The organism is Pseudomonas sp. HMSC067G02, from assembly GCF_001813485.1.
In the GTDB taxonomy this organism is placed as follows: domain Bacteria; phylum Pseudomonadota; class Gammaproteobacteria; order Pseudomonadales; family Pseudomonadaceae; genus Pseudomonas; species Pseudomonas aeruginosa.
Map to the genome: position 1 here is coordinate 195459 of NZ_KV812666.1, position 24114 is coordinate 219572.

Annotated in this window: 25 protein-coding genes; 14 read left to right on the plus strand and 11 right to left on the minus strand. The window is 67.9% G+C overall.

The window, feature by feature from the left end:
• Window positions 1–11 precede the first annotated feature (11 nt).
• Genes rsmB through def form a run of 3 tightly spaced genes read right to left on the minus strand, consistent with a single transcriptional unit; the run spans window position 12 to window position 2818 of the window.
• Window positions 12–1316, minus strand: a complete 1305-nt coding sequence (gene rsmB, locus HMPREF2914_RS13210) for a 16S rRNA (cytosine(967)-C(5))-methyltransferase RsmB (protein WP_023092224.1) — start codon at window positions 1314–1316, stop codon at window positions 12–14.
• Complete coding sequence (fmt, locus tag HMPREF2914_RS13215; RefSeq protein WP_009316076.1) at window positions 1313–2257, minus strand: methionyl-tRNA formyltransferase; 945 nt, start codon at window positions 2255–2257, stop codon at window positions 1313–1315. Before fmt ends, rsmB begins: the two co-directional genes overlap by 4 nt.
• 54 nt (window positions 2258–2311) lie before the next feature.
• Window positions 2312–2818 (minus strand): peptide deformylase, encoded by a 507-nt coding sequence (def, locus tag HMPREF2914_RS13220; protein ID WP_003097293.1) that lies wholly within the window; start codon window positions 2816–2818, stop codon window positions 2312–2314.
• Between the two features lie 138 nt (window positions 2819–2956).
• Here def and HMPREF2914_RS13225 point away from each other — a divergent pair, with 138 nt between their 5' ends.
• The 3 genes from HMPREF2914_RS13225 (at window position 2957) to HMPREF2914_RS13235 (ending at window position 5803) form a co-directional block, all read left to right on the plus strand.
• A complete protein-coding gene (locus tag HMPREF2914_RS13225; RefSeq protein ID WP_003097294.1) occupies window positions 2957–3982 on the plus strand; it encodes a LysM peptidoglycan-binding domain-containing protein in 1026 nt (341 codons plus the stop codon).
• Between the two features lie 134 nt (window positions 3983–4116).
• Window positions 4117–5205, plus strand: a complete 1089-nt coding sequence (dprA, locus tag HMPREF2914_RS13230) for a DNA-processing protein DprA (protein WP_023092225.1) — start codon at window positions 4117–4119, stop codon at window positions 5203–5205.
• Window positions 5206–5245: 40 nt separating this feature from the next.
• Window positions 5246–5803 (plus strand): L-threonylcarbamoyladenylate synthase type 1 TsaC, encoded by a 558-nt coding sequence (locus HMPREF2914_RS13235; RefSeq protein WP_003097300.1) that lies wholly within the window; start codon window positions 5246–5248, stop codon window positions 5801–5803.
• A 9-nt stretch (window positions 5804–5812) separates the two neighbouring features.
• On the opposite strand, the gene HMPREF2914_RS13240 is transcribed toward HMPREF2914_RS13235, so the two are convergent.
• Complete coding sequence (locus HMPREF2914_RS13240) at window positions 5813–6790, minus strand: NADPH:quinone reductase (protein ID WP_023092226.1); 978 nt, start codon at window positions 6788–6790, stop codon at window positions 5813–5815.
• 190 nt (window positions 6791–6980) lie between these two features.
• Here HMPREF2914_RS13240 and hemF point away from each other — a divergent pair, with 190 nt between their 5' ends.
• The 5 genes from hemF (at window position 6981) to HMPREF2914_RS13265 (ending at window position 11743) form a co-directional block, all read left to right on the plus strand.
• Window positions 6981–7898: an oxygen-dependent coproporphyrinogen oxidase gene (gene hemF, locus HMPREF2914_RS13245; RefSeq protein ID WP_003097311.1), complete on the plus strand. Its 918-nt coding sequence runs from the start codon at window positions 6981–6983 to the stop codon at window positions 7896–7898.
• 57 nt (window positions 7899–7955) lie between these two features.
• A complete protein-coding gene (gene aroE, locus HMPREF2914_RS13250; RefSeq protein WP_003097314.1) occupies window positions 7956–8780 on the plus strand; it encodes a shikimate dehydrogenase in 825 nt (274 codons plus the stop codon).
• A gap of 110 nt (window positions 8781–8890) precedes the next feature.
• Window positions 8891–9877 (plus strand): phospholipase C/P1 nuclease family protein, encoded by a 987-nt coding sequence (locus tag HMPREF2914_RS13255; protein WP_003097316.1) that lies wholly within the window; start codon window positions 8891–8893, stop codon window positions 9875–9877.
• Window positions 9858–11144, plus strand: coding sequence for a peptidylprolyl isomerase (locus HMPREF2914_RS13260; protein ID WP_023092227.1), 1287 nt, complete (start codon window positions 9858–9860; stop codon window positions 11142–11144). The genes HMPREF2914_RS13255 and HMPREF2914_RS13260 overlap by 20 nt, the downstream gene beginning before the upstream one ends.
• A complete protein-coding gene (locus HMPREF2914_RS13265; protein WP_023092228.1) occupies window positions 11141–11743 on the plus strand; it encodes a hypothetical protein in 603 nt (200 codons plus the stop codon). The genes HMPREF2914_RS13260 and HMPREF2914_RS13265 overlap by 4 nt, the downstream gene beginning before the upstream one ends.
• Window positions 11744–11746: 3 nt before the next feature.
• On the opposite strand, the gene HMPREF2914_RS13270 is transcribed toward HMPREF2914_RS13265, so the two are convergent.
• From HMPREF2914_RS13270 to betC, 3 genes are read right to left on the minus strand one after another with little or no spacing between them, the layout of a single operon-like run.
• Window positions 11747–13300 carry a SulP family inorganic anion transporter gene (locus tag HMPREF2914_RS13270; RefSeq protein WP_023092229.1) on the minus strand — a complete coding sequence of 518 codons (1554 nt, stop codon included), beginning with the start codon at window positions 13298–13300 and terminating at the stop codon, window positions 11747–11749.
• 4 nt (window positions 13301–13304) lie between these two features.
• The gene (locus HMPREF2914_RS13275; protein WP_003097322.1) at window positions 13305–14228 is read right to left on the minus strand and encodes a choline ABC transporter substrate-binding protein; all 924 of its coding nucleotides are present in this window, start codon (window positions 14226–14228) and stop codon (window positions 13305–13307) included.
• 16 nt (window positions 14229–14244) lie between these two features.
• Window positions 14245–15756, minus strand: a complete 1512-nt coding sequence (gene betC, locus HMPREF2914_RS13280) for a choline-sulfatase (protein ID WP_003097323.1) — start codon at window positions 15754–15756, stop codon at window positions 14245–14247.
• 112 nt (window positions 15757–15868) lie between these two features.
• Here betC and HMPREF2914_RS13285 point away from each other — a divergent pair, with 112 nt between their 5' ends.
• Together HMPREF2914_RS13285 and HMPREF2914_RS13290 are read left to right on the plus strand one after the other, a co-directional pair.
• Window positions 15869–16783, plus strand: coding sequence for a choline sulfate utilization transcriptional regulator (locus tag HMPREF2914_RS13285; protein WP_003122286.1), 915 nt, complete (start codon window positions 15869–15871; stop codon window positions 16781–16783).
• A 10-nt stretch (window positions 16784–16793) separates the two neighbouring features.
• The gene (locus tag HMPREF2914_RS13290) at window positions 16794–17171 is read left to right on the plus strand and encodes a DOPA 4,5-dioxygenase family protein (protein ID WP_003114635.1); all 378 of its coding nucleotides are present in this window, start codon (window positions 16794–16796) and stop codon (window positions 17169–17171) included.
• On the opposite strand, the gene HMPREF2914_RS13295 is transcribed toward HMPREF2914_RS13290, so the two are convergent.
• The 4 genes from HMPREF2914_RS13295 to trpB form a co-directional block, all read right to left on the minus strand.
• Window positions 17150–17515, minus strand: coding sequence for an Hpt domain-containing protein (locus HMPREF2914_RS13295; RefSeq protein WP_003097330.1), 366 nt, complete (start codon window positions 17513–17515; stop codon window positions 17150–17152). The two genes, HMPREF2914_RS13290 and HMPREF2914_RS13295, sit on opposite strands and share 22 nt — an antisense overlap.
• A 7-nt stretch (window positions 17516–17522) precedes the next feature.
• On the minus strand, window positions 17523–18146 hold the full coding sequence (locus HMPREF2914_RS13300) for a response regulator transcription factor (RefSeq protein ID WP_003111192.1): 624 nt from the start codon (window positions 18144–18146) through the stop codon (window positions 17523–17525).
• A gap of 185 nt (window positions 18147–18331) precedes the next feature.
• The gene (trpA, locus tag HMPREF2914_RS13305; protein ID WP_003120671.1) at window positions 18332–19138 is read right to left on the minus strand and encodes a tryptophan synthase subunit alpha; all 807 of its coding nucleotides are present in this window, start codon (window positions 19136–19138) and stop codon (window positions 18332–18334) included.
• On the minus strand, window positions 19135–20343 hold the full coding sequence (trpB, locus tag HMPREF2914_RS13310) for a tryptophan synthase subunit beta (protein ID WP_003097340.1): 1209 nt from the start codon (window positions 20341–20343) through the stop codon (window positions 19135–19137). The genes trpA and trpB overlap by 4 nt, the downstream gene beginning before the upstream one ends.
• A gap of 103 nt (window positions 20344–20446) precedes the next feature.
• Here trpB and trpI point away from each other — a divergent pair, with 103 nt between their 5' ends.
• The 4 genes from trpI (at window position 20447) to tpsB2 (ending at window position 24046) form a co-directional block, all read left to right on the plus strand.
• On the plus strand, window positions 20447–21334 hold the full coding sequence (gene trpI / locus HMPREF2914_RS13315) for a trpBA operon transcriptional activator TrpI (RefSeq protein ID WP_003122282.1): 888 nt from the start codon (window positions 20447–20449) through the stop codon (window positions 21332–21334).
• A gap of 100 nt (window positions 21335–21434) precedes the next feature.
• Window positions 21435–21650, plus strand: a complete 216-nt coding sequence (locus HMPREF2914_RS13320; protein ID WP_003097345.1) for a dodecin — start codon at window positions 21435–21437, stop codon at window positions 21648–21650.
• A gap of 183 nt (window positions 21651–21833) precedes the next feature.
• Window positions 21834–22061, plus strand: coding sequence for a DUF1161 domain-containing protein (locus HMPREF2914_RS13325; protein ID WP_003097347.1), 228 nt, complete (start codon window positions 21834–21836; stop codon window positions 22059–22061).
• Window positions 22062–22357: 296 nt separating this feature from the next.
• Window positions 22358–24046, plus strand: a complete 1689-nt coding sequence (gene tpsB2 / locus HMPREF2914_RS13330) for a two-partner secretion system transporter TpsB2 (protein WP_023092230.1) — start codon at window positions 22358–22360, stop codon at window positions 24044–24046.
• Window positions 24047–24114 lie beyond the last annotated feature (68 nt).

The following is a 24114-nucleotide window of genomic DNA, read 5'->3' on the forward strand; positions in this document are numbered from 1 at the left end:
TCAGGTTTCGATCAACGGGCGGATATCTTGATCAGCTTGGCATAGTAGAAGCCATCGTGGCCTTCCACCTGCGGCAACAACTGGCGGCCGTGGGGCTGTTTCATGCCCCAGGGGCCGGGAAGGTCCAGTTCGCGGGCGCCGGGCGTACGGGCGAGGAAGGCGGCGATGCTGTCGCTGTTTTCCGCCGGCATCACCGAACAGGTGGCATAGAGCAGCACGCCGCCGACTTCCAGGGTAGGCCACAGTGCGTCGAGCAATTCACCTTGCAGGTGCGCCAGGGCGGCGATGTCTTCCGGCTTGCGCGCCAGCTTGATGTCCGGGTGGCGGCGGATCACCCCGGTGGCCGAGCACGGCGCGTCGAGGAGGATGCGCTGGAACGGCTTGCCGTCCCACCACTCCCCGGTGGCCCTGGCGTCGGCGGCGACCAGGCTGGCTTGCAGGCCGAGCCGCTGGAGGTTTTCCCGAACCCTTACCAGGCGGCTCTCCTCGAGGTCGACGGCGACCACTTCGGCCAGTCCCGGCTGGGTTTCCAGCAGGTGGCAGGTCTTGCCGCCAGGCGCACAGCAGGCGTCGAGGACACGCTGGCCGGGCGCGCTTTCGAGCAGCTCGGCGGCCAGTTGCGCGGCTTCGTCCTGGACGCTGACGCGGCCCTCCGCGAAGCCCGGTAGTTCGCGTACGTCGCGCGGCGCGGCGAGCTGGATGCCGTCGCGGCTGTAGTCGCAGGCGCGGGCCTCGATCCCGGCTTCGGCGAGTTCGGCCAGGTAGGCATCGCGCTCGCCATGGCGCCGATTGACCCGCAAGGTCATCGGCGGGTGTGCGTTGTTCGCCGCGCAGAGCGCGTCGAGTTGCTCCGGCCAGGCCTGCTTGAGCGCTTTCAGCAGCCAGCGCGGATGGCCCAGGCGCGCCGAGGGATCGCGGTCGACCTCGGCCAGCAGCGTCTCGCCTTCGCGCTGCGCGCGGCGCAGCACGGCGTTGAGCACGCCCTTGGCCCAGCCCTTCTTCAGCTTGTCGGCGCAGCCGACGGTCTCGCCGATCGCGGCGTGCGGCGGAATCCGCGTGTAGAGCAACTGGTAGAGGCCGATCAGCAGCAGGGCGTGGATATCGGTGTCGGCGGCCTTGAACGGCTTCTGCAACAGGCGCGCGGCCAGGGCCTGCAGGCGCGGTTGCCAGCGCGCCGCGCCGAAGGCCAGCTCCTGGGTCAGGCCGCGATCGCGCGGGGCGACCTTGTCCAGTTGCGGCGGCAGCGCGCCAGACAGCGAGGCGCGTCCGGCGAGCACCGCGGCCAGCGCCTGGCAGGCGGCGAGACGCGGGTTCATTGGCCGAGCACCTGGCCGGCGGCGAATTGCTCGCGACGGCTGTTGTAGAGGTCGGCGAAGGCCAGTGGCTTGCCGCCCGGCAATTGCAGACGGGTCAGGCGCAGGGCGCCTTCGCCGCAGGCGACCAGCAGGCCGTCGCGGCTGGCCTCGAGGATGGTTCCGGGCGCCCCGCTACCCTGCCCCAGGCTGGCGCCGAGGACTTTCAGCGGAGCATCGGCGAGGCTGGTGTGGCAGACCGGCCACGGGGTGAAGGCGCGGACCTGGCGCTCCAGTTCGACGGCCGGACGGCTCCAGTCGAGGCGTGCCTCGTCCTTGTTCAGCTTGTGCGCGTAGGTGGCCAGGGCGTCGTCCTGGACCTCGCCATGCAGGGTGCCGGCGGCCAGGCCGGCGATGGCTTCGACCACCGCTTTCGGGCCGAGCGCGGCGAGCCGGTCGTGCAGGCTGCCGCCGGTGTCCGCGGCGGAAATCGGCGTGCTCACCTTGAGCAGCATCGGGCCAGTGTCGAGCCCGGCTTCCATCTGCATCACGGTGACGCCGCTCTCCGCGTCGCCGGCTTCCACCGCGCGCTGGATCGGCGCGGCGCCGCGCCAGCGCGGCAGCAGCGAGGCGTGGCTGTTGATGCAGCCCAGGCGCGGGATATCGAGTACCGCCTGGGGCAGGATCAGGCCATAGGCGACCACCACCATCAGGTCCGCGCGCAGCGCCGCCAGCTCCGCCTGGGCCTCGGCATTGCGCAGGCTCTGCGGCTGCATGACCGGTAGGCCATGCTCCAGGGCCAGGCTCTTCACCGCGCTGGGCATCAGTTTCTGCCCGCGGCCGGCCGGCCGGTCGGGCTGGGTGTAGACGGCGACGATCCGATGTGGGGTGTCGAGCAGGGCCTTGAGATGCTCGGCGGCGAATTCCGGGGTTCCGGCGAAGACGATGCGCAATGCTTGGCTCATGCGGGGCTCGCTAAAAGAAAAAGGCTTGCCGGGGCAAGCCTTTGGGGGATGGGGTCACGCCTGCTGTCGATGCTGCTTTTCCAGCTTCTTGCGGATGCGGTCGCGCTTGAGGGTGGACAGGTAGTCGACGAACAGCTTGCCGTTGAGGTGGTCGCATTCGTGCTGGATGCATACCGCCAGCAGGCCTTCGGCGACTTCCTCGAAGGGGTTGCCGTCGCGGTCGAGGGCCTTGATCCGGACCTTCTGCGGTCGGTCCACGTTCTCGTAGAAGCCGGGTACCGACAGGCAGCCTTCCTGGTACTGGTCCATTTCCTCGGTCAGCGGTTCGAACTCGGGGTTGATGAATACCCTCGGCTCGGACTTGTCTTCGCTGAGGTCCATGACCACGATGCGCTTGTGCACGTTCACCTGGGTCGCGGCGAGGCCGATGCCCGGGGCTTCGTACATGGTTTCGAACATGTCGTCGATCAGCTGGCGCACCGCGTCGTCGACCACCTCCACCGGTTTGGCGATGGTCCGCAGGCGCGGATCGGGGAATTCGAGAATGTTCAGGATGGCCATATGCGTTTGTGATGCACTTGTGGAATCGATTGAAAATCCGCTGCTAAGATGGCGCGCAGCTTGAAAACGGCTTCAGACCGCGTTTCTCGCGGGCTTCGGGCGTTTCGCGTATGTCGACATGATAAAGGGATTCACTGCATGAGGAAATCACTAGTCGCCCTTCTGCTCCTTGCCGCGAGCGGTCTGGCGCAGGCCCAGGTCGACCTCAGGGAAGGGCATCCGGACCGCTACACGGTGGTCAGGGGCGATACCCTGTGGGACATCTCGGGGAAATTCCTCCGCCAGCCATGGAAGTGGCCGGAACTCTGGCACGCCAACCCGCAGATCCAGAATCCCCACCTGATCTACCCCGGCGACACCCTCAGCCTGGTCTACGTCGATGGCCAGCCGCGCCTGGTGCTGAACCGTGGCGAATCGCGCGGGACCATCAAGCTGTCGCCGAAGATCCGCAGCACGCCGATCGCCGAGGCTATCCCGACCATCCCGCTGGACAAGATCAACAGCTTCCTGCTGGCCAACCGCATCGTCGATGACGAGAAGACCTTCACCAGTGCGCCGTACATCGTCGCCGGCAACGCCGAGCGGATCGTCAGCGGCACCGGCGACCGCATCTACGCCCGCGGCAAGTTCGCCGACGGCCAGCCGGCCTATGGCATCTTCCGCCAGGGCAAGGTCTACATCGATCCGAAGACCAAGGAAGTCCTCGGCATCAACGCCGACGACATCGGCGGCGGCGAGGTGGTAGCCACCGAAGGCGACGTCGCGACCCTGGCGCTGACCCGCACCACCCAGGAAGTGCGCCTGGGCGACCGCCTGTTCCCCACCGAGGAGCGTGCGGTGAATTCCACCTTCATGCCCGGCGAGCCGAGCCGCGAGGTGAAGGGCGAAATCATCGACGTACCGCGCGGCGTGACCCAGATCGGCCAGTTCGACGTGGTCACCCTGAACCGTGGCCAGCGCGACGGGCTGGCCGAGGGCAACGTGCTGGCGATCTACAAGGTCGGCGAGACGGTGCGCGACCGCGTTACCGGTGAGTCGGTGAAGATTCCCGACGAACGCGCCGGCCTGCTGATGGTGTTCCGTACCTACAAGAAGCTGAGCTACGCCCTGGTTCTGATGGCCAGCAGGCCGCTCTCGGTAACCGACAGGGTGCAGAATCCCTGACTCGAAACCCCCGCCTCGGCGGGGGTTTCGCGTTTCTGGGGGAAGGAAATTTCATACGACGGTTTCCAGGATGGAAGCCGGACCCTTCCCCTCTTCCTGTCAGCGATGGACCTGCCTGCTATGGATGAGTCGCGATGAAGAACCATTCTCCAGCCGAACTGGAAGCACGGCTGCGCCTGCATGGCCTGCCCGAACTGGGACCCATGCGCTTCCTGCGCTTGATCGAGGCCTTCGGTTCGGCCTCTTCCGCGCTTGCCGCGCCAGCCGGCGCCTGGCGCACCCTGGGAGTGCCTGCCGAGGCCGCTGCCGCGCGGCGCAGCCCGGCGGTGCGGGAAGCGGCGGGTGAAGCCCTGCGCTGGCTGGAAGGTCCGCGCAGGCACCTGCTGATGTGGGACGACCCGGGATACCCGGCACTGCTCGCCGAAGTCGCCGATGCCCCGCCGCTGCTGTACGTCGAAGGCACCCCGGAGACTCTGGAACGGCCGCAACTGGCGATGGTCGGCAGCCGCCGCGCCAGCCCCGCCGGGCTGGGCACCGCCCGGAGCTTTGCGCGCAGCCTGGCGCAGGGCGGCTTCGCCATCACCAGCGGGCTGGCCCTGGGAATCGATGGCGCCGCCCACGAGGGCGCGCTGGAGGTTGGCGGCGCGACCGTGGCAGTCCTCGGCACCGGCCTGCGCAGGCTCTATCCGCGGCGCCACGAGGCGCTGGCGCGGCGCATCGTCGAGGGTGGCGGCGCGCTGGTCTCGGAGCTGCCGCTGGACAGTCCGCCGCTGCCGGCAAACTTTCCCCGGCGCAACCGCATCATCAGCGGACTCTCGCTGGGTGTGCTGGTGGTCGAGGCAAGTCCCGCCAGCGGCTCGCTGATCACCGCGCGGCTGGCGGCGGAACAGGGTCGCGAGGTGTACGCCATTCCGGGTTCCATCCACCATCCCGGCGCACGTGGCTGCCACCAACTGATTCGCGATGGCGCGCTGCTGGTGGAAAGCGTCGGGCACGTGCTCGAAGCACTGCGCGGCTGGGCGCAGGCGGAGCCAGCGGAAGCGCCGGCGCAGCCCCTGCCCCACCCTTTGCTGGCGCTGCTGCGCGCCGCGCCCTACACCAGCGAAGGCCTGGCTGCCGCCAGCGGCATGACGCTGCCCGACGTGCTGGCGACGCTCAGCGAACTGGAACTCGACGGCCGGGTCGCCTGCGAGGCCGGCACCTGGGTGCATCGCTCCGGCTGAAACCGTACACTTCGCGCACCCTGTCCGCTGGAGTGAGTCGATGATCAGCAGCTTTCGTGCGCAATGCGCCGCCCGGGTCGTCCGCGAGGGCGGCGTGATCGCCTATCCCACCGAGGCGGTATGGGGGCTCGGCTGCGACCCGTGGAACGAGGATGCGGTGTATCGCCTGCTGGCGCTGAAGGCGCGGCCGGTGGAAAAGGGCCTGATCGTGGTGGCGGCGAACATCCACCAGCTCGACTTCCTTCTCGAAGACCTGCCGGACGTCTGGCTGGACCGCCTGGCCGGTACCTGGCCGGGGCCGAACACCTGGCTGGTGCCGCACCAGGAGCGCCTGCCGGAGTGGGTCACCGGCGTCCATGACAGCGTCGCCGTGCGGGTCACCGACCACCCCCTGGTACAGGAACTGTGCCATCTCACCGGTCCGCTGATCTCCACCTCGGCCAATCCGGCCGGGCGCCCGGCGGCGCGCACGCGGCTGCGGGTGGAGCAATACTTCCACGACGAGCTGGACGCTATCCTCGGCGGCGCCCTTGGCGGGCGCCGCAACCCCAGCCTGATCCGCGACCTGGTGACCGGGCAGGTCATCCGCCCGGCCTGAGTACGCGCTTCAGGGCAACAGTACGGTCGAGCCGGTGGTTCGCCGTGCGGCCAGTTCGGTATGCGCCCTGGCTGCTTCGGCCAGGGCGAAGCGCTGGTTGATCTCGATGCGGATGTCGCCGCGCTCGATCAGGCCGAACAGCTCGTCGGCCATCGCCTGGAGTTTTTCCGGGGTATCGGCGTAGCTGCCCAGGGTCGGCCGGGTCACGTACAGCGAACCCTTCTGCGAGAGGATGCCGAGGTTGACCCCGGTCACCGGCCCCGAGGCGTTGCCGAAGCTGACCAGCAAGCCGCGCGGCGCCACGCAGTCCAGCGAGGTTTCCCAGGTATCCTTGCCCACCGAGTCGTAGACCACCGGGCACTTCTTCCCGTCGGTCAGTTCGAGCACCCGCCGCGCCACGTTCTCGTGGCTGTAGTCGATGGTCTCCCAGGCACCGTGCTGCCTGGCCAGGCGCGCCTTTTCCGGCGAGCTGACGGTGCCGATCAGTTGCACTCCAAGGGCCTTGGCCCATTGGCAGGCGAACAGGCCCACGCCGCCCGCGGCGGCATGGAAGAGAATGGTTTCGCCGCCCCGCAGTTCGTAGGTCTGGCGCAGCAGGTATTGGGTGGTGAGCCCCTTGAGCATCACCGCGGCGGCCTGTTCGAAGTCGATGCCGTCGGGCAGGTGGACCAGCTTCTCCTCCGCCAGCACATGCAGTTCGCTGTAGGCGCCCAGCGGGCCGGTGGCGTAGGCGACGCGGTCGCCGATCTTGAAACGGGTCACTTCGCTGCCCACCGCCTCGACCTCGCCGGCACCTTCGCTACCCAGTCCCGAGGGTAAGCCGGGGGCCGGATAGAGGCCGCTGCGGTAATAGGTGTCGATGAAGTTCAGGCCGATGGCGCGATTGCGCACGCGGACTTCCCGGGGGCCCGGCTCGGCGGGTTGGTAGTCGCGGTATTCGAGGACTTCGGGGCCGCCGTAGGCAGCGAACTGGATGCGCTTGGCCATGCTGGAACTCCTGCTTCGTCAGGGTTTCGGACGGTCGCGCCGGGTGGGCGACCCTGGGTAAAGGCCTTCATCCAAGCCTTCCCCTTGACGGCCGTCAAGCGCCGGCTACCCATCCAGGGTGGTATGCTTGCGCCCTCGTTTCGTCGCCAGCCCGCGCCCCGCGCGGCCTCCCCGCTCCAAGGTGAACTCCGTGACCGACCGTATCGCCGCTGTCAAAACCTACCTGCTCGACCTGCAAGACCGCATTTGCGCCGCCCTCGAGGCGGAGGACGGCAAGGCCCGCTTCGCCGAGGACGCCTGGGAGCGTCCGGCCGGTGGCGGCGGACGGACGCGGGTAATCGGCGACGGCGCATTGATCGAGAAGGGCGGAGTGAATTTTTCCCACGTCTTCGGCGATAGCCTGCCGCCCTCGGCCAGCGCCCATCGGCCGGAACTGGCCGGGCGCGGTTTCCAGGCGCTCGGTGTGTCGCTGGTGATCCATCCGGAAAACCCCCACGTGCCGACTTCCCATGCCAACGTGCGTTTCTTCTGCGCCGAGAAGGAAGGCGAGGAGCCGGTCTGGTGGTTCGGCGGCGGCTTCGACCTGACCCCTTACTACGCCCACGAGGAAGACTGCGTGCATTGGCACCGGGTCGCTCGCGACGCCTGCGCGCCGTTCGGCGCGGACGTCTACCCGCGCTACAAGGAATGGTGCGACCGCTACTTCCATCTCAAGCACCGCAACGAGCCGCGCGGCATCGGCGGCCTGTTCTTCGACGACCTCAACCAGTGGGACTTCGACACCTGCTTCGCCTTCATCCGCGCCATCGGCGATGCCTATATCGACGCCTACCTGCCGATCGTCCAGCGCCGCAAGCACACGCCGTTCGATGAACGGCAGCGAGAGTTCCAGGCCTATCGTCGCGGTCGCTACGTGGAGTTCAACCTGGTCTTCGATCGTGGCACCCTGTTCGGCCTGCAGTCCGGCGGCCGTACCGAATCGATCCTGATGTCGTTGCCGCCGCAGGTGCGCTGGGGCTATGACTGGAAACCCGAGCCGGGCAGCGAGGAAGCGCGCCTGACCGAGTATTTCCTCGCCGACCGCGATTGGCTCGCCGGCCAGCCCTGACCAGCCCGCAGGGGACGAGTCCGCTCGTCCCGTCCCACCCCGGCAAAGGAACGACCCATGGACCGCTATTGCGTATTCGGCAACCCCATCGGCCATAGCAAGTCGCCGCTGATCCACCGCCTGTTCGCCGAGCAGACCGGCGAGGCGCTGGTCTATGACGCGCAGCTGGCGCCGCTGGACGATTTCCCCGGGTTCGCCCGGCGCTTCTTCGAGCAGGGCAAGGGCGCCAATGTCACCGTGCCGTTCAAGGAAGAGGCCTATCGTCTGGTGGACGAATTGAGCGAGCGGGCCACCCGGGCCGGGGCGGTGAACACCCTGATCCGCCTGGCCGACGGTCGCCTGCGCGGCGACAACACCGACGGCGCGGGCTTGCTGCGGGACCTGACGGCGAACGCCGGGGTCGAGCTGCGCGGCAAGCGGGTTCTCCTGCTCGGCGCCGGCGGTGCGGTGCGCGGGGTGCTCGAACCCTTCCTCGGCGAGTGCCCGGCGGAGCTGCTGATCGCCAACCGCACGGCGCGGAAGGCCGTGGATCTGGCCGAGCGGTTCGCCGATCTCGGCGCGGTGCGCGGCTGCGGTTTCGCCGAGGTCGAAGGGCCTTTCGACCTGGTCGTCAACGGCACCTCGGCCAGTCTTGCCGGCGACGTGCCGCCGCTGGCGCAGAGCGTGATCGAGCCCGGCCGTACCGTCTGCTACGACATGATGTATGCCAAGGAACCGACCGCCTTCAACCGCTGGGCCGCCGAACGCGGTGCGGCGCGTACCCTGGATGGCCTGGGCATGCTGGTGGAGCAGGCCGCCGAGGCATTCTTCCTCTGGCGTGGCGTGCGTCCTGCCTCGGCGCCGGTGTTGGAGACGCTGCGCCGGCAATTGGCAACTGTCTGAGTTGTCAGGCAGCATTTGAGACGTACGTCTCAAATCGGTTTCCATCTGACATGTAGGAATCACAAAACCGGGTTAAGACTTCAGGCTTCACTCACTCTCGAGCGCTGCCGATGAAAACCTTCGCCCGCCTGGCCGCCGGTCTCTGCATCTGCGCCATCGCCAGCCAGGCCAACGCCTGGTCGCAACCGACCCACAAGAACATCGTCAAGGACGCCCTGGCCTTCATGAACTCCTCCTACGCCACCGAGGAGATGCGTCAGGCCTACCGGTTCTACGTGAGCGCCGCCGGCAGCGAGGCGCAGGCCGGGGAGATCCTCGGCCAGGCGGCCTTCGACGTGGACGACTTCAAGGACACCCGTCTCGGGGGCTGGTGGGTCGGCTACGAACACGCGCCGCTGTGGGGCGCGGCTTCGGGCATCGTCAACTACACCTCGTACTGGCACTTCCTCAACCTGGCCCGCGACGGCGACTCTCATGGCAACCCCCACGGCGGCTACGACTACCGCTACCACAAGGTCGACGGCGGCATCGCCGACGTCGACTGGTACGCCATGGTCTATCTCTACAACCGCGAGCTGAAGCGCGAGGACTTCGACACCACCGAGGCGCACTACCGCCAGGGCACCCGCTCGGACTGGCAGGAGCACTACGGCGACTTCCAGACCGCCGCCTTCCAGCCGATCGACAACCTCGCCACCTACTGGTTCGAGCAGTTCCGCGCCGCGCCTTCGCTGCAAACCATCGGCTATGCCCTGCACGCCACCGGCGACGTGGCCCAGCCGCACCATGTGTGGATCACCTCGGCCAACGGCCATTCCAGCTGGGAAGGCTGGGTCGACGACCACTACGCCAGCGAGAAGCTCAACGACCCGGCGGCGGTGGCCAACCTGGTGGGGCGCTACGATCCGAGCAAGAGCATCCGCGACCTGCTCACCCAGACCGGCCAGGTCGCCTACGCGCGTCCCGAGCCGCTCTACGACACCAGCTACGAGACGCGCCTGCGGGTGGCGAAGGAGCTGATTCCCGAGTCCATCGCCCTGACCGTCACCGTACTGACCAAGGGCGCCAACAGCTTCGATGCACAGACTGCTCTCTGACCGCGCTCGGGGCTGGCGTCGCGCACTGTGCGGGGTCGCCCTCGGGCTGCTGGCGTGGAGCGCCCATGGCGTCCCCGCCAAGGCGCCGCAGGATCTGCGGATCGACGGCGAGGTGCTGCCGGGGAAAAGCGTCGACCTGCTCGAGCAAGCCCTGTCGCGGGTCAAGTTCAACACCGACCCGCAGCAGTTGCGCCGCGGCCTGGTGGAAAACCGCCTGCTGGCGCGCGCGGTGGAAGACCAGCTCACCGCGCAGAGCCGCGCCGATCTCGACGCCAGCGTGGAGATCGAGGCCGGCAACCTGCTCGAACAGGTATACGGCAGGCGCTACCGCGAGGACCTCGGGCCATACCTGCGCCAGCCCCGGGCCCTGAGCGCGGAGCGTTTGCGCGAGGTGCTGGCGCCGAGGAGCCGCGGCCTGGTGGAAAACAGCCTGCTGCTGGATGAGACGCAGCGCCGCGAGGCGGCCGGGGTCGAGCTGATCGGCTGGCAGTTTCCCGGCCAGCCGGCACAGGTCCTCGACCTGCTATCGCTGTACGAAGGCGACAACGTCCAGGGCCAGGTGGAATTGCAGCAGGGCAACCTCGCCTACCTGGCGCGCCAGGTCCAGACCCGCATCCGCCGCGACTACCTCTGGTACCGCCTGGCCCGGGACGGCTTCGGCCCGGCAGAGCGGCAGGGCGTGAGGACCCTGGTGCGGGACAAGCTGGTGCGCCATCGCTATCTGCACCAGATCGGCCTCTACAGTGATTTCCACCATGAGTCCGAGGCGCTGCGGGAACTCGCCGGCAAGGTCAGCGACAAGGACGCCGAGGCCTACTATCGGCGCAACCTGGAGCGTTACCGCAACGTCGCGCAGGTGCAGGCGGCGCATATCCGCCTGGCCGACCAGGCGAGCGCGGACAAGGTCTACGCCGAGTTGCGCAACGGCCTGGCCTTCGACGAGGCGGTACGCCGCTATTCCCTGGCCGACGACAGGGACCGCGACCCGCCCGGCGACCTAGGCCTGATACGGCCCCAGGACGGCCGGCTCGACCTGCTGCGCAAGACTGCGCTGATCCAGAAGGCCGATACGGTTTCCCAGCCGATGCGCATCGACGGCGCGTTCGAGATCGTCCGGGTGCGTAGCCGCGAGGATCGCCAGTTGCCCCTCGACGACCGCAGCGTGCGCTTCGAGGTGAACCAGGCGGTGGCGCGCGAGCAACTGGCAGCACAGTTCGAGACGCGCCTGCGCAACCTGCTGGCCGGCGCCAGGGTGGAAGGCCTGTGAAGCGCTGGCTCGGCGTTGCCCTCGGCTGCAGCGGGCTGGCGATCGCCCTGGCCTGCGCCGGCGTGTTGCTGGCGCCCGCCGATATGGCCGCTTCCTCGTCTTCTCCGCCGCCAGCCAGGACGGTTGCGGCGCTGCCCGCGGTCGACGACCGTCCGCCGCCGCTGGCGCCGGTACGATCGCAAGCGGTGGCACCGGCGTACGAGGCGGAGCCGCCGGTGGCGGAACTGGATCGCGAGCAGGCGATCCAGTTCATGCAGATGCTGCGCGACGAGGGCGACCCGCGCAGCCCGCCGCTCGGCGGCCTGCAACCACGCCAGGGCGCGACGGCGCAGGAGCTGGCCGATCCGAAGCAGTACCAGGCCTTCGAGGAACGACAGACCCGCGAACTGGTACAGGCCTACACCAGCGGCGTACAGCAGATCCCGGAAATCCGCGCGCGGATCGAGGCGGCCGAACAGGGTGGCGAGCGCAGCGCCGAGGAAATCGACGAGGCTCGCGCCGCCCTTGGACAGTTGGAGATGATGCGCGACAAGCTGCAGCGGGAATCGCCGCAACTGCTGCCCGGCGACAGCGCACCGACATCGCCGGCGGCGCCCTGAGCGTCAGCCTTCGTAGTGCAGGCGGCAGCCTTCGTCGGCCTGCCGGCCCAGCGCTTCGCGGACCTGCGGGCGAGCGTGGCGCAATACCAGGCAGCGTCCCTCGGCGTGCAGGCGGCGGGCTTCCTGCTGCAACAGCACTGCGCCGGCGAAGTCGATGAAGTTCACCTGGCGGGCGTCCAGCACCAGCCGTGGCCTGTCGCATTGGCGCATGAGGCGTTGCAGGTAGTCGCAGGCGCCGAAGAAGATCGAGCCTTCGATGCGCAGCACCTCTTCCTCGTCGTTGCGCTGGCGCAGTACGCGTGGTGTCGAGGTGCGCCGCAGGTAGAAGAACAGCGACGCCAGCACTCCCGCGTAGATGGCGTTCTGCAGCGGCAACAGCAGCGTGGCCAGGGCGGTTAGGCCGGCCACCAGGCATTCGGCGCGGCCGCTGCGGTAGAGCGCGCGGAGCGCCGGGCGGTCGATCAGGCCCCAGGCGATCAGCAGGATGCCTGCGGCCATCGCCGGCAACGGTACATGTTCGATCAGGCGCGCACCGAGCACGGCCAGCAGTGCCACCCAGAGCGCCGAAAACGCACCCGCCAGCGGGGAGCGCGCACCGGCTTCCAGATTGAGCCCGGAGCGGGTGAAGGAACCCGCCGACAGGCTCGCCGACAGCCAAGGCCCGAGCAGGTTCGACAGACCCTGGGCGCGGACCTCCTGGTTGGCATCGAACGCGTCTCCCTGGCGCGCGGCCAGGGCGCGGGCGATCGACAGGCTGGTGACCAGCCCGAGCATGCCGCAGGCCACCGCCGCAGGTAGCAGGTCGAGGATCGATCGGGGATCGAAGACCAGCGGATTCCAACCCGGCAGTGCACTCGATAAGGCCTGCACATGGGCTACCGAGGCGAAGGTCCCGGGTAGCGCCCAGACCAGCGTGGCACCGCCCAGCAAGCCAAGCAGCAGGGCCGGCCAGCGCGGTCGCAGGCGCCTGACCAGCAGGCTGAGCGCGAAGCTGAAGCCGCCCACCAGCAGCGATGGGCCATCGAACTCGGCGAACCGCGCCAGCAGCCGCCAGCCGTTTCCCGGCGCTGCGCCCTCCCCGCTCGCGGCCAGGCCGAGAAGATAGGGCAGTTGGCCGAGGACGATCAGCAGCGCCGCGCCAAGGGTGAAGCCGAGCATCACCGAATGCGAGACGAAATTGACCAGCGACCCGACGCGCAGGACGCCGAGCAGCCACTGGAAGGCGCCGGCGAGAAAGGTCAGCAGCAGCACGGCCTGGACGTATTGCGGGCTGCCCAGCGGCGCCAGCGGGGCCACCGAACTGAACAGCAGCACCGAGATCGCCGCGGTGGGACCGCTCACCAGGTAGCGCGACGAGCCCCACAGGCAGGCGATCGCCACTGGCAGCATCGCCGCGTACAGGCCGTACTCCGCTGGCAGGCCGGCGATCAGCGCATAGGCCATCGATTGCGGCAGTGCCAGGATCGCGCCATTCAGGCCGACCCAGGCCTCGCGCCCGAGCGTGCCCCGGCGTAGCCCCGGTAGCCAGGCGAGGAACGGCAGCAGGCGCGTCCACATGGCGCTATGGCTGGCCGCGAACCGCGGCCAGGGCGTCGCCGCCGTCGCGGCTGGTCACCCCTTGCAGCCAGGCCTCGAGCACCCGCGGGTTGGCCTTGAGCCAGGCGCGGGTCGCCGAGGCCGGAGTCGCCGTGCCTTCCAGCGCGTCGCTCATCAGGCGGTTCTCCATGTCCAGGTCGAAGCGCAGGTTGGCCAGCAGCCGCGCCGGGTTCGGGCACTGCGCGGCGTAGCCCTTGCGTGCCAGGGTGTAGACCTGGCCGCGGTCGCCGAAGTACTGCTCGCCGCCTTCCAGGTAGCGCAGGTCATGGCGGATGTTCATCGGGTGTGGCGTCCAGCCGAGGAACACCAGCCAGCGCTGGCGCTTCTCGGCCCGGCCGAGTTCGGCGAGCATCGCCTGCTCGCTGGACTCCACCAGCTTCCAGTCGCCGAGGCCGAACTGGTTGGCGTCGATCATCTTCTGGATCGACTGATTGGCCGGCGCGCCGGAGCCGATCCCGTACAGCTTGCGGTTGAAGCGTTGCCCTTGCGCGGCGAGGTCTTCGAAGCGGTGTACGCCGGCGTCCCAGACGTAGCGCGGCACCGCCAGGGTGAAGCGGGTGCCATCGAGGTTGCGAGCGAGGCGTTCGACCTGGCCGCTGGCGACGAACTTGTCGTGATAGTCCTGGTGCGCGGGCATCCAGCCGCCGAGGAAGGCGTCCACCTGGCCGTCGCGCAGGCCGCCATAGATGATCGGCACCGACAGGGTATCGATCTTCACCTGGTAGCCGAGGCTTTCCAGGAGAAACGCGGCGGTGGCGTTGGTCACCGCGATATCGCTCCAGCCTGGATCGGCCAGCCTGACGCGGGCACAGGCGGGGTCTTCGGCGTATAGCGAGGCGCTGCCCAGGAACAGGGTGGCGGCCAGCAGGCAGGTGGGAAGCCGGTTCATGGAAGTGCCCTCGTGCTCAGGGTTGCGGGAAGCGCGCGCGGCGCTCGAGATCGTCCAGGTCGATATGGTTGCGCATGTACTGCTGGCTGGCGTCGACCCACGGCTGGTGGTCCCAACTGGCCAGCCGCCCTCGCGCCAGCGCGGCGGCCACCAGACGTCGGCGGCGCTGGCTGTCGAGTACGGCGCGGGTGATCGCGGGGATGTCCCAGCGTCGCCGGGCCTCGTCGAGGAACGCCTCGAACGTTCCGCGATGGGCCGGACTGGCGGCGAGGTTCTCGCGCTCCTGCGGGTCGTTGCGCAGGTCGTAGAGCAGGCAGGGGTCCTGCTCGGAGTAGATGAACTTGTAGTCGCCGCGGCGGATCATCATCAGCGGGCTGAGGGTGCCCTCGGCGGTGTATTCGCCGATCACCTCGTCATGCCCGCTGCCGTCGCGCAGGTGCGGCAGCAGCGAGCGGCCTTCCAGCGGCAGGCGTGGATCGACCTGGCCGCCGGCCAGCTCCACCAGGGTCGGCAGCAGGTCCACGGTGGATACCGAAGCGCCGATGCGGCGCGGCGCGAAGCGCGCCGGCGCATGGACCAGCAGCGGCACGCGCGCGGCCATCTCGAACCAGTGCATCTTGTACCAGAGGCCGCGCTCGCCGAGCATGTCGCCATGGTCGCCGGAGAACACCACGATGGTGTCGTCGGCCAGCCCGCATTCCTCCAGGGTCGCCAGCAGCGCACCGATCTGCGCGTCGACGTAGCTGCAGGCGCCGAAGTAGGCACGCCGGGCGGCGCGGATGCGCTCCTCGGGCAACGGCTTGTCCCACAGGTCGATGACCTTCAGCAGGCGTTGCGAATGAGGGTCCTGCTCCTCCTGGGCGAAGCGCTGGCGCGGCAGCGGGATGTCCTCGTCGCGGTAGAGATTCCAGTAGCTCGCCGGGATGCTGTAGGGGTCGTGCGGATGGGTCATCGACACGGTCAGGCAGAATGGCTGGCCGGCGTGCTGGCGAACATGGTCGTAGAGGTACTGGCGGGCCTTGAACACCACCTCCTCGTCGAAGTCCAGCTGGTTGGTGCGCACGCAGGGACCGGCCTGCAAAACCGAGGACATGTTGTGGTACCAGCTCGGGCGCACCTCCGGCTCGTCCCAGTTCACCGCCCAGCCATAGTCCGCCGGATAGATGTCGCTGGTCAGGCGTTCCTCGTAGCCGTGCAACTGGTCGGGACCGCAGAAGTGCATCTTGCCCGACAGCGCCGTGCGATAGCCGAGGTTGCGCAGGTAGTGGGCGTAGGTGGGGGTATCGGCGGCGAAGTCGGCGGCGTTGTCCCAGGCGCCGATGCGGGTAGGCAAGCGACCGCTGACCAGGGTGAAGCGCGACGGCGCGCAGAGCGGGCTGTTGCAGTACGCCGAGTCGAACACCACGGCCCGTTCGGCGAGGCGCGAGAGGTGAGGCATGCGCAGCACCGAGCGCGGATCGTGAAGCGGCAGCAGCGGCGCGGCCATCTGGTCGGCCATGATGAACAGGATGTTCGGCGAGGTCTTCATCGGGCGGCTTATCCCATGCGATTGGGTTATGCGATAGTGCTGCGTCGATCATCAGTGCATCGAAATCCCTGGTAAACCGCATGGGGCTGGATGCGTTGGATAAGCCTGGCTTATGGGAGAACGCCTCATGCCGCTGTCCCTCGACCTGCTCCGGGTATTCGAGTCCGCCGCCCGCCAGCTCAGCTTCACCGCTGCCGCCGAGGAGCTGGGGACCACCCAGCCTGCGGTCAGCCAGCAGATCAAACGCCTGGAGAAAGAGCTGGCGACCCCTCTGTTCCAGCGCGTCCATCGAGGCATCGTGCTCACCGACGCCGGCCAGCTCCTGCTCCGCCACGTGGCCGCCGGCCTCGAGACGATCGATGCCGGCATCGCCGCGCTGGGCGCGCGCCAGCGCCACGAGGTGCTCCAGGTGGCCACCGACTACGCCTTCGCTGCCTACTGGCTGATGCCGCGCCTTCCGCGCTTCCACCAGGCCCATCCGCACCTGGACGTGAGCCTGGTGACCAGCGAGCGCGGCCTGGCCGGCCAGCGCGGCGATATCGACGTGGCGATCCTGTTCGGCGACGGTCGTTCCAAGCACGGCGAAGCGCACCGGCTGTTTCGCGAGGAGGTGTTCCCGGTCTGTAGCCCGCGGCTGGTCGAGGGATTGCAGTTGCCGCTGGCCAAGGCGCACCTGGCGCGCCTGCCGATGCTGCATCTGAAGCCGGCGCAGCACGCCCGCTGGTTCGACTGGCCGGCGTTGTTCGAAGCGTTGGCCATCGATCGGCAGCCGATTCCGGCGGTGCTCAGCTTCGACAACTACACCTTGCTGATCCAGGCGGCCATCGCCGGCCAGGGCGTGGCCATCGGCTGGCGCCACCTGGTCGACGGCCTGCTCGAACAGGGGCTGCTTTGCCGGCCCATTGGCGAGAGCTGCCTGTCGCGATACGGGTACTATGCGGTATTGCCGGAGCGCAAGCGGCGCCAGCGGCTGGTCGACGGTTTCGTCGACTGGCTGCAGGCCGAGTTGCAGGCCGGCGGCGCTTGAAGAGGTGACGATGAACGAGTATTCCACCCCCCGCATCCAGGGCTTCCATGCTCACGTCTATTTCGATGCGCAGAGCATCGAGCGAGCCCGCGCCCTTTGCGAAGAGGCGGCGCGGCGCTTTCCGCTGAAGATGGGGCGGGTCCATGAGCGGCCGGTAGGGCCGCATCCGGACTGGAGCTGCCAGCTGGCATTCGCTCCCGAGGTGTTCGGCGAGCTGGTGCCCTGGCTGGCCATCCATCGGCAGGACCTGGTGGTGTTCATCCACCCGGTCACCGGCAACGATCTGCTCGACCATCGCGACCGAGCCATCTGGATGGGAGCCATTCGCCCGCTGGACCTGTCGATCCTGGACGAAGGCCCGCAACGCTATGACTTCGCCGTGCCTTGAGGCGCGGTCATCGTCATCCAGTCGTGCAGTTCGCATTGCAGCTCGCCCAGTGCCGTCACCAGGTCGTCGACGGCATCGGCGAGCTTGCGCACGGAGCTTTCGCCGCAGGCGATCTCCAGTTGGTGGCAGGCGCGTTCCACGGCGTGGGCGTGGATCAGCGAGGCCATGCCCGCCAGGCGGTGCGCCAGCTCGTTGAGTTCCTGGGTCTGCTCGCGCTCCTGGGCGCGTCGCAGCTTGCGGGTGTCTTCGTTGTTGCTGGTCATCAGCTGCGCGACGAGCAGGCGGCTGATCTCCGGTTGGTTGGCGCGGTCGCCCAGGGCGGCGGTCAGGTCGAACGTTCGCATGGGATCCTCAGATCAGCTCGTGGCGGCGGGCGAAATCGATCAGGCCGGCCAGGGAATGGGCGTTGAGTTTCAGCATGATGCGTGACTTGTAGGTGCTCACGGTTTTCTCGCTGAGGAACAGCTGCTGGGCGATGGCCTTGTTGGTATTGCCGTTGGCCAGGTACTGCAGCACGGTCATCTCGCGGTCGGAAAGGCTTTCCAGCATGCGGGCCTCGTTGTCGCGGCTCTGCTGGTTGATGCTGCGCAACGCCCCGGTGGGGAAGTGGATGTAGCCGGCCAGCACGGCCTTGGCGGCGAGCAGCAGCTCGGAGAGGTTTTCCCTTTTGCTGACGAAGCCCATGGCGCCGGCCTGCAGGCAGCGCGGGGCGAACTGCGCCGGATTCTGCCGGGTCAGGACCAGGACCTTGGTGTCCAGCTTCAGGGACTTCAGGCGGGCTATCACTTCGAGACCGTCGATCTTGGGGATGCCGATGTCCAGGATGGCCAGGTCGGGAGACTTCTTGCGGGCTACCTGCAGGGCTTCGGCACCGTTGTCGGCCTCGCCGACGATGGTGAAACCGTCGCGCTCGAACAGCAAGCGCACGGCCAGGCGGATAGCGGGATGATCATCGACGATCAGCACCTTACTCATGCGAACCTTCTTTGAATGCGTTGGCTATTTGGGTGAGGCGCTATTCAAGGCTTCGGCAGAGTCGGCGGACAATAAGACGTTTCTGAAAGTGACCGTGAATTTTTCCTCACGGTTCTGGCAGCGTGCAACGCAAGGCCAGGCGCAGCGGGTTGCCTGCGCCTGGCGAATGCCGCTGTCAGGGTCTGTCAGCGTGCGTTGCGCACGCCTTCGGCCAGCTCGCCGCACAGGGCGAGGACATCCTTGACCGCCTGGGCATTGTCGCGGGCCTTGGCGATCCGGTCGATCAGCGCCGAGCCGACCACCACGCCGTCGGCCAACCGCGCGACCGCGGCGGCGTGTTCGGCGCTGCGGATGCCGAAGCCGATACCGATCGGCAGGTCGGTATGCCGGCGCAGGCGCGCCACCGCTTCCTCGACGTGCTCCAGGGTCGCCGCGTTGGCGCCGGTGACGCCGGCCACCGACACGTAGTAGACGAACCCGGAACTGCCTTCGAGCACCGTCGGCAGGCGCTGGTCGCCAGTGGTCGGGGTGGTCAGGCGGATGAAGTCGAGGCCGGCGGCCTGGGCCGGGTGGCAGAGGTCTTCGTTGTGCTCCGGCGGCAGGTCGACCACGATCAGGCCGTCCACCCCCACCTCCTTCGCCTCGGCGATGAAGCGCTCGACGCCGTAGTGGTGGATCGGGTTGAAGTAGCCCATCAGCACCAGGGGCGTCTCACTGTCGCCGCTGCGGAATTCGCGGACCATCTGCAACGTCCTGGCCAGGGTCTGGCCGCCTTCGAGGGCGCGGATGTTGGCCAACTGGATGGCCGGGCCGTCCGCCATCGGATCGGTGAACGGCATGCCCAGTTCGATCACGTCGGCTCCGGCCGCCGGCAGGCCTTTGAGGATTTCCAGGGAAGACGCGTAGTCCGGGTCGCCGGCGGTGACGAAGGTCACCAGGGCGGCGCGGTTTTCCTGCTTGAGCTGGGCGAAGCGGGTCTGCAGGCGGCTCATGCTTTCGACTCCTGTTGCATGTGGTGCATGACGGTCTGCATGTCCTTGTCGCCGCGACCGGACAGGTTCACCACCATGATGTGCTCCTTGGGCAGGCTGGGCGCGCGCTTGAAGACCTCGGCCAGGGCGTGGGAGCTTTCCAGCGCCGGGATGATGCCTTCGAGGCGGCAGCAGGTGTGGAAGGCCTCCAGGGCTTCGTCGTCGGTGATCGAGGTGTACTCGACGCGGCCGGTGTCGTGCAGCCAGGCGTGTTCCGGGCCGATGCCGGGATAGTCGAGGCCGGCGGAGATGGAGTGTGCGTCGATGATCTGGCCATCCGCGTCCTGCAGCAGGAAGGTGCGGTTGCCGTGCAGCACGCCGGGAACCCCGCCGTTCAGGCTAGCCGCGTGCTTGCCGGTGTCGATGCCGTGGCCGGCGGCTTCCACGCCGACGATCTGCACCCCGGCGTCGTCGAGGAACGGGTGGAACAGGCCCATGGCGTTGGAGCCGCCGCCGATGCAGGCGACCAGCGAATCGGGCAGGCGCCCTTCCTTCTCGGCCAGTTGCTCGCGGGTTTCCTTGCCGATCACCGCCTGGAAATCGCGGACCATCGCCGGGTACGGATGCGGGCCGGCGACCGTGCCGATCAGGTAGAAGGTGCTGTCGACGTTGGTCACCCAGTCGCGCAGCGCCTCGTTCATGGCGTCCTTCAGGGTACCGGTGCCGGCGGTCACCGGGATCACCTCGGCGCCCAGCAGCTTCATGCGGAAGACGTTGGCCTGCTGCCGGTCGATGTCGGTGGTGCCCATGTAGATCACGCACTGCAGGCCGAAGCGCGCGGCGACGGTGGCGGTGGCCACGCCGTGCATGCCGGCGCCGGTCTCGGCGATGATGCGTTTCTTGCCCATGCGCCGGGCCAGGAGGATCTGGCCAATGCAGTTGTTGATCTTGTGCGCGCCGGTATGGTTCAGCTCCTCGCGCTTGAGGTAGATCTTCGCCCCGCCGCAGTGCTCGGTCAGGCGCTCGGCGAAGTACAGCGGGCTCGGTCGACCGACGTAGTCGCGCTGGAAGTAGGCCAGTTCCTCCTGGAACGCCGGGTCGTCCTTGGCCTTCTCGTACTCGCGGGCGAGGTCGAGGATCAGCGGCATCAGGGTCTCGGCGACGTACTGGCCGCCGAAGCGGCCGAACAGGCCCTTGGCGTCGGGGCCGTTGCGATAGGAAGTCATGGAGGGCTCCAGGAAATGACGTATGGGCAGAATCTAATCCCCCCGCCGGGTAAAAGAAACCGATAAGATTGCTCAAACCTGTCAGGAAAACTCACGAATAGCCATGAGCCGCGACCTCCCTTCCCTGAATGCCCTGCGCGCTTTCGAAGCCGCTGCCCGGTTGCACAGCATCAGCCTGGCGGCCGAGGAACTGCACGTTACCCATGGCGCCGTGAGCCGGCAGGTGCGGTTGCTCGAGGACGATCTCGGGGTGGCCCTGTTCGGCAAGGATGGGCGCGGCGTAAAACTCACCGATTCCGGCGTTCGCCTGCGTGACGCCTGCGGCGATGCGTTCGAGCGACTGCGTGGCGTCTGTGCCGAGCTGCGCCGGCAGACCGCCGAGGCCCCGTTCGTCCTCGGCGTACCCGGCAGCCTGCTGGCGCGCTGGTTCATCCCGCGACTGGACCAGCTCAACCGTGCCCTCCCCGACCTGCGCCTGCAACTGTCCACCAGCGAGGGCGAGTTCGATCCGCGTCGTCCCGGCCTGGACGCCATGCTCTGGTTCGCCGAGCCGCCCTGGCCGGCGGACATGCAGGTCTTCGAACTGGCGCCCGAGCGCATGGGCCCGGTGGTCAGCCCGCGCCTGGCGCAGGAAACCGGCCTGGCCCAGGCGCCCGCCGCGCGGCTGTTGCAGGAGCCGCTGCTGCATACCGCCTCGCGACCCCAGGCCTGGCCGGCCTGGGCCGCGAGCCAGGGGCTGGCGGCGGAGGCGCTGCGCTATGGCCAGGGGTTCGAGCATCTCTACTACCTGCTGGAAGCGGCGGTGGCGGGCCTCGGCGTGGCCATCGCCCCGGAGGCGCTGGTCCGCGACGATCTCGCCGCGGGCCGCCTGGCGGCGCCCTGGGGCTTCATCGAGACCGATGCGCGCCTGGCCCTGTGGGTACCGGCGCGCCTGCACGATCCGCGTGCCGGGCGCCTGGCGCAATGGTTGCGGGAGCAGTTGGCAGGCTGAGCGCTGGCGATTTGCTGCACTTTTCCGGCTCGGCTAGTGTCCATTGAACAGAGGCGCCCGTCGGGCGCGAAGAACCAGGCATCGTCCGGGGAGAGAGTTCATGTCCAATCACCACACCTACAAGAAGATCGAACTGGTCGGCTCGTCCAAGACCAGCATCGAGGACGCCATCAACAACGCCCTCGCCGAAGCGGCGAAGAGCATCCAGCATCTGGAATGGTTCGAGGTGGTGGATACCCGCGGGCACATCGAGAACGGCGCCGTCGGCCATTACCAGGTGACCCTGAAAGTAGGGTTCCGTATCGCCAATAGCTGATGGCACCCTGGAAACCTGTCCACGATCGCCAGCGCCCTGGGAAGGCCACCGCGTCTTTCCGCTTCGCCGGATCATGCACAGGCTATGAGGGCGGCGTGCCTCCATGGGCGGCGCGCTCGTCTCAACCTTGCCGCATTTGGCAAGCCTGACCCGTTCGGGTCTTCATCCATGCAACGAGGGAATGTGTTCATGAAGAAGTTGATGTTGGCAGTCGGCCTGTTTGCCGTGGCGGGCAGCGCATTCGCCGCCAAGCCCTGTGAGGAACTGAAAGCCGAGATCGATGCGAAGATCAAGGCCAACGGCGTTCCTGCCTACACCCTGGAAATCGTCGACAAGGGCAGCGTCACCGACAAGAAGGTAGTCGGCACCTGCGACGGCGGCACCAAGGAAATCGTCTACCAGCGCGGCTGATGCAGCGCCTGCGACGAGCAGTATCCGGGGCCGGCTTTCCCATGGGAGCCGGCCCTTTCTTTTTGCCGCGATGAGTACCTTACCAACGATGGGGCTTGTTGCAGTTCGTCGAGAAAGCGTGCCATCTAACGGATTAATCCAAAAGTCTGTGTTAGGTTTTTCGGCACGCCCAGATGGCCTTGTGCCTTAATTCCGGATTGTCCGACTCATGGAAGACGGATTTCGGAATATTCCTGCTTACCCGCTGTAGCCGCTGGGCCAACATCGCGCCTTTCTGTATTTCAAGGAATGAAATCGTGGCTCTCCATCGCCTGGCCTTTATCTTCCTGTGCCTGCCCCTCATGGCCAGCGCCGCCCCCTTCACCTCCCCCGGTGACCGCGACCTGATCCGCGACCGCCAGCAGCGCCTGCTGGACGAACAGCGCAAGCGCCTGGAGGAACTCCAGCAACTGCCCGGCAAGGGAGCGCCCGCCGCTGCGGATGCCTCCGGCGACGACGAGCGCTGCTTCGAGATCCGCCGCATCGAGCTGGAAGGCGCCGGGCACCTCGGCGAAAGCGCGCGTCGCCAACTGCTGGCGCCCTACCAGGGGCGCTGCCTGGGCGTCGGCCAGCTCAATGCGCTGCTCAAGGCCGTCACCGACCATTACCTGGATCGCGGCTACGTCACCACCCGCGCCTACCTGCCACAGCAGGATCTGGCCTCCGGGACCCTGCGCATCATCGTCGTCGAAGGCCGCCTGGAGGGCCTGGACAGCTCCGCGCTGGCCAGCCCGCGCGAACTGGCGATGAGCTTTCCGGGCAGGACCGGCGAGCTGCTCGACCTGCGCGAACTGGAGCAACTGGTCGACCAGTTGAGCCGCCTGCCGTCGCGCCAGGCGCAACTGGAGCTGGTGCCCGGCAGCGAGGTCGGCGGCAGCCGGGTGCGTCTCAAGGGCGAGCGCGACAAGCCCTGGCGGGTCTCCGCCACGCGCAACAACGACGGCGACGTCAGCACCGGCGAGCAGCAGATGGGCCTGGGCCTGGACTGGGACAGCCCGCTGGGCCTGGCCGACCAGCTCAACCTGCGCGCCAACCGCGACGCGGTGACCGACCGCTGGCGCCATTCCGACAGCCAGAGCCTGTTCTACACCCTGCCCTGGGGCTGGTGGACCTTCACCTACGGCTACAGCCAGAGCGACTACCGCACGCGCAACGAGGCCAGCGGCTTCCCCTTCAAGCTCGATGGCGACAGCCGCAGCCATCAGTTCCGCGCCGAACGCGTGCTGCACCGCGACGACGTGAGCAAGACCGCCATGAGCCTGGGGCTCAGCCACCAGCGCACCAACAACTATGTCGAAGACACCCGCCTGGAAGACCAGAGCACGCGGATCACCGAGACCCAGCTCGGCTTCAACCATGGCCGGCGGATCGGCAGTGGCTTCGTCAACCTCGACCTCGGCTGGCAGCAGGGCATAGGCGCCCTTGGCGCGCAGGGTCGCGGCCACCCGCACGCGGGCGATCCGAATGCGCGCTACGACAAGTACAGCCTGACCCTCAGCTACCTGCAGCCGTTCCAGCTATGGGGCGAGCGCTTCAGCTTCGACAGCCTGGCCACCGGGCAAAGGAGCGAGGACGTGCTGTTCAGCCCGCAGCGCATCAGCCTCGGCGGCAACAGCTCGGTGCGCGGCTTCAAGGACCAGACCCTGACCGGCGACAGCGGCGGCTACTGGCGCAACCAGTTGCGCTGGCGGCGCGCGGTGGAATGGGCGCCGCTGCGGCCCTGGCTGCAGGAATACGGCGTGGCCTTCGCCTACGACGTCGGCGTGATCCGCCACGACCGCTACAACGACGGCGCCAGCGGGCGCATGAGCGGCAACGCCATCGAACTGGATGCCCGGGGCCGCTATTTCGCCGCCAGCGTCGGCTTCGCCCGCTCGCTGGAGCGGCCCAGCGCCATCGAGCGGCGCGAGCACCCGATCTATTTCCGGGTCGACGCGTTCTTCTGAATACGCGGCGACCTCCTGAACGCTTTAGGAAAGCGCCTACCTGCATCGAGGCCCTTTCCTTGGAAAAC